This window comes from Rhodoferax sp. (assembly GCF_010365055.1).
Taxonomy (GTDB): domain Bacteria; phylum Pseudomonadota; class Gammaproteobacteria; order Burkholderiales; family Burkholderiaceae_C; genus Rhodoferax.
In genome coordinates this window covers 1-4,208 of sequence record NZ_JAAFHA010000166.1, presented here as the reverse complement: position 1 = coordinate 4,208, position 4,208 = coordinate 1, and the positions used below count along the sequence as shown (strand labels likewise).

Here is a 4,208-nt window from a genome sequence, read left to right as displayed (position 1 = left end):
CCGCAAAGAAGGTGGATTTGGCAGACGTCAGAAGGATGCCTTTGATCCTGTCCTGGTCCGCCAAAACCTGGGCTACCAACTCCGACAGGTCTTCTTGCCACTGCAATCCCATGGTGTTGACGGGCGAGTTCGGTTCGTCAAAGGTGATGGTGGCGATGCCGTCGTGTAATTCGTACTGGATGGTTTTCATGGTGATGTTTATATGAAATTAATAGCTGCTTACGCAATAAATACGGGGGCTAGAGCCCGATTTCGTTTAAATTCTCTCCACAATCGTGGCAATCCCCATGCCCCCGCCCACGCACAGCGTGACCATGCCGTAACGCAGCTGGCGCCGGTGCAGTTCGTCGATCACGGTGCTGATGAGCATCGCACCGGTGGCGCCCAGCGGGTGGCCCATGGCAATGGCGCCGCCGTTGACGTTGACCTTGTCATGCGGCACTTTCATTTCTTTCATGAAGCGCATCACCACGGCTGCAAAGGCCTCGTTCACTTCGAACAGGTCGATCTGATCAATTGTCAGACCGCCTTTGGCCAGCGCCTTGCGGGCGGCCGGCATCGGGCCGGTCAGCATGATGGTCGGGTCCGCGCCGCTCAGGGCGGCCGCCACGATGCGCGCGCGGGGCGTGAATCCGTGCGCCTTGCCGGCGGCCTCGGAGCCAATCAAAACGGCGGCAGCACCATCAACGATGCCGGATGAATTGCCGGCATGGTGCACATGGTGGATGCGCTCCACCTGCGGGTAGCGGGTGAGGGCGAGCTGGTCGAAACCCATGCCGCCCATCTGCTCGAACGCGGGCTTGAGCAATGCCAAGCCTTCGAGGGTGGTTTGCGGCTTGATGAACTCGTCCTGGGCCAGAATGACCTGGTCCAGAAAGTCTTTGACAGGCACGATTGACCGGTCAAAGTAGCCACTGGCTCTTGCCTGGGTGGCGCGCTTCTGCGATTCGAGCGCAAACGCATCGACGTCCTGGCGTGAAAAGCCTTCCAGCGTGGCAATCAAATCGGCACCAATGCCCTGCGGTACAAAGCCTGTGGCGGAGCTGGTTTCCGGGTCCATCGCCCAGGCGCCGCCGTCCGAGCCTAGCGGCACGCGGCTCATGCTCTCGACGCCACCGGCCACCACCAGCTCTTCCCAGCCGGAGCGCACCTTTTGTGCCGCCAGGTTGACCGCTTCCAGGCCCGAGGCGCAAAAACGGTTGATCTGCATGCCGGCGCAGGTGAAGTCCCAACCGGCCTTGAGCGCTGCCACCTTGGCAATCACCGCGCCCTGGTCGCCTACGGGAGACACCACGCCCATGACCACGTCATCCACCTTGGCGGTGTCGAAGTCGTTGCGGCGCTGCAGCTCGGTCAGCAGCCCCGCCAGCAGGTTGACGGGCTTGACCTCATACAGGCTGCCGTCTTTTTTTCCTTTGCCGCGTGGCGTGCGGATGGCGTCATACACAAATGCTTCAGTCATGGGGGCTCCAATTGAAAATCAATTTTCAGAAAATGAGGTGCTGCGAACGATCAGAATACAGTATATTGCTTTTCGCAAAGCGATTGCTTTGTATAAATAGACTAATTGTTTTTAACCAGGTGCCGCCATGATCCAAAGAACCCTTTTTACCCCTGACCACGAAGCCTTTCGCGACAGCTTCCGGCGCTTCATCGACAAGGAGATTGCCCCCTTTCATGCGGACTGGGAGGAGCAGGGTTACGTGGATCGCGCAGTGTGGACCAAAGCCGGTGACAACGGCTTTTTATGCATGGCCATGCCGGAAGAATACGGTGGCGCTGGCGCCGACAAGCTGTTTTCGGTGGTGCAACTCGAAGAAATCGGTCGTGCCGGGTTCAGCGGCATCGGCTACGGCCTACACAGTGAAATTGTGGCGCCCTACATCCTTCACTATGGAACGCAAGAACAAAAGCAAAAATACCTGCCCAAGCTGGCCAGCGGCGAGATGATTGGCGCCATCGCCATGAGCGAGCCCGCCGCTGGCTCGGACCTGCAGGGCATCAAGGCCACCGCGATCATGCAGTCTGACGGCAGCTACCTGCTCAACGGCAGCAAGACCTTTATTACCAACGGTTGGCACGCCGATCTGGTGATTGTGGTGGCCAAGACCAACCCGCAAGCCGGCGCCAAGGGCACCAGTTTGCTGCTGGTCGAGCGTGGCATGCCGGGCTTCACGGTGGGCAAGCGCTTGAAGAAAATGGGCATGAAAGCGCAGGACACCTCGGAGCTCTTCTTTGACAACGTGTGCATCTCGGCTGACAACCTGCTCGGTGGCTCCGCGCACGAAAACCGGGGCTTCATCTGCCTGATGGAGCAGTTGCCGTGGGAGCGACTGCAAATCGCCATCGGCGCCATTGCCGCCTCGCAGGCCGCCATTGACTGGACCGTGGCTTATGTCAAGGAGCGCAAAGTGTTCGGCCAACCGGTGGCGGCTTTCCAGAACACGCGCTTTACCCTGGCGGAACTGCAGACCGAGGTCCAGATTGCGCAGGTGTTCATCGACAAATGCACTGAACTCTTGATGATGGACACGCTCGACACCGCCACCGCCAGCATGGCCAAGTACTGGTGCAGCGATTTGCAGTGCAAGGTGATGGACGAGTGCGTGCAACTGTTTGGCGGCTATGGCTACATGTGGGAATACCCCATCACGCGCGCCTACGTTGACGCGCGGCCGCAGCGCATCTACGGCGGCACCAACGAGATCATGAAAGAGGTGATCACGCGGGCGATGGGGCTGGGCGCCAAATAGCCTGCATGCCCACGCTTCTCAGCATCCAGGCTGCGCCGGCCCGGCGCATTCAAATCGACGGCCGCGCCATCCTGAGCGCCATCCACAAGCTGCCGGTCACAGGCGCCGTCCTGGTGGGGCCGCTGGGCCTGGCGGGCGATGAGCAGGCTGATTTGTCAGTGCATGGCGGTCTGGACAAAGCGGTTTACGCCTATCCCGCGGAGCATTACCCGTTCTGGCGCGCGGCGCGTGCAGCAGCCGGTCTGACCGAAATTGATGACGCGCTGCCTTTTGGCTCAGTGGGTGAAAACCTGACGCTGCAGGGTGTGCTGGAAGCGGATGTCTGGGTCGGCGACGTGCTCTGGTTTGCCCACTGTGCGCTGCGGGTGACGCAGCCGCGCGAGCCTTGCTACAAGTTCAATGCCGCGATGGGTTTCAATGGCGCCGCCAAGACCATGGCACAACACGGTTGCTGCGGTTTCTATCTGGCGGTGGACCAGCCAGGGCATTTGCGGGCCGGCGAGGGCTTTGACTTGGTGCCCGGCCCGCGGCGCCTGCGTATCACCGAGTCATTCAAGGCCAAGATGTTCAAGCACTTGCGCTGACCCTAACCCGACCTTGTATGCATTTCACTGGTGACCTGAGTAATTGCATAAATTTATAGCATGCTACGCTTATAGCACGTGGGCTACAGCTCGATTTTACCTATGAAGATGCCAGAAGCGCCTCAATCTGCGCGTCCTTGTCCAGCCACATCTGATGCACCCACTGCTGGTACGCCTCGCGCACTGCCGGGTCGCCGGCGTAATCGCCTTGTACCAGGTGCTGCGGAACGGGCAAGGCCCGCACGCGCACGGTGACGCGGTGCAGTTGCCCGGTCGCGAATTGCGAGAACGTGGGGGCGCCGTCCGGGTAGACAATGGTCACATCCAGGATGGCTTGAAACTTGTCGCCCATCGCGTTCAGCGCCAGCGCCATGCCGCCGACCTTGGGTTTGAGCAGGTGCTTGTAGGGTGATTTTTGTCGCTGTTGTTTGGCTGGCGTGAAGCGCGTGCCTTCCAGAAAATTCATCACGCTGGTGGGAATCAAGGCATATTTCTCACAGGCCTTGCGCGTGGTCTCCTGGTCTTTGCCGCGCATCTCGGGGTGCTGTTTCAGGAACTCCTCACTGTGGCGGCGCATGAACGGAAACTCCAGCGCCCACCAGGCCAGCCCCATCACCGGCACCCAGATCAGCTGATGCTTTAAAAAGAACTTGAGCAAGGGTATGCGCCGGTTGAACAAATGCTGCAGCATTAGAATGTCGACCCAGGACTGGTGGTTGCAGTTGACCAGGTACCAGCTGCGGTAGTTCAGGCCTTCAATACCCTGCACGTCCCAGGTGGTGCGCTGGGTCAGCCGCATCCAGCCGCTGTTGCCGGCAATCCAGGCTTCGGCGATGTGCAGCAAGATCGGGTCGATCAACAGGCGAACCGC

5 protein-coding genes are annotated in these 4,208 nt (G+C 59.9%); 2 read left to right on the top strand and 3 right to left on the bottom strand.

Annotated features, from left to right (window positions below):
- Window positions 1–190, bottom strand: a 190-nt coding sequence (locus GZ093_RS20335; RefSeq protein WP_296489510.1) for a hypothetical protein, incomplete at its 3' end; no start/stop codon positions are given.
- Window positions 191–256: 66 nt separating this feature from the next.
- Window positions 257–1,462 (bottom strand): acetyl-CoA C-acetyltransferase, encoded by a 1,206-nt coding sequence (locus GZ093_RS20330; protein ID WP_296489508.1) that lies wholly within the window; start codon window positions 1,460–1,462, stop codon window positions 257–259.
- 127 nt (window positions 1,463–1,589) lie between these two features.
- Between GZ093_RS20330 and GZ093_RS20325 the strand changes: the two genes are divergently transcribed.
- Both GZ093_RS20325 and GZ093_RS20320 read left to right on the top strand, forming a co-directional pair.
- Entirely contained in the window at window positions 1,590–2,753 is a 1,164-nt protein-coding gene (locus tag GZ093_RS20325) for an acyl-CoA dehydrogenase family protein (RefSeq protein WP_296489507.1), read from the top strand.
- Window positions 2,754–2,758: 5 nt separating this feature from the next.
- A complete protein-coding gene (locus GZ093_RS20320; protein ID WP_296489505.1) occupies window positions 2,759–3,337 on the top strand; it encodes an MOSC domain-containing protein in 579 nt (192 codons plus the stop codon).
- A 100-nt stretch (window positions 3,338–3,437) separates the two neighbouring features.
- On the opposite strand, the gene GZ093_RS20315 is transcribed toward GZ093_RS20320, so the two are convergent.
- On the bottom strand, window positions 3,438–4,208 hold a 771-nt coding region (locus GZ093_RS20315), incomplete at its 5' end, for an acyltransferase (protein WP_296489504.1).

Excerpts from the sequence above, each read along its gene's own strand:
- GZ093_RS20330 (WP_296489508.1), bottom strand. The coding sequence starts at position 1,462 with ATGACTGAAGCATTTGTGTATGACGCCATCCGCACGCCACGCGGCAAA.
- GZ093_RS20325 (WP_296489507.1), top strand. The coding sequence starts at position 1,590 with ATGATCCAAAGAACCCTTTTTACCCCTGACCACGAAGCCTTTCGCGAC.
- GZ093_RS20320 (WP_296489505.1), top strand. The coding sequence starts at position 2,759 with ATGCCCACGCTTCTCAGCATCCAGGCTGCGCCGGCCCGGCGCATTCAA.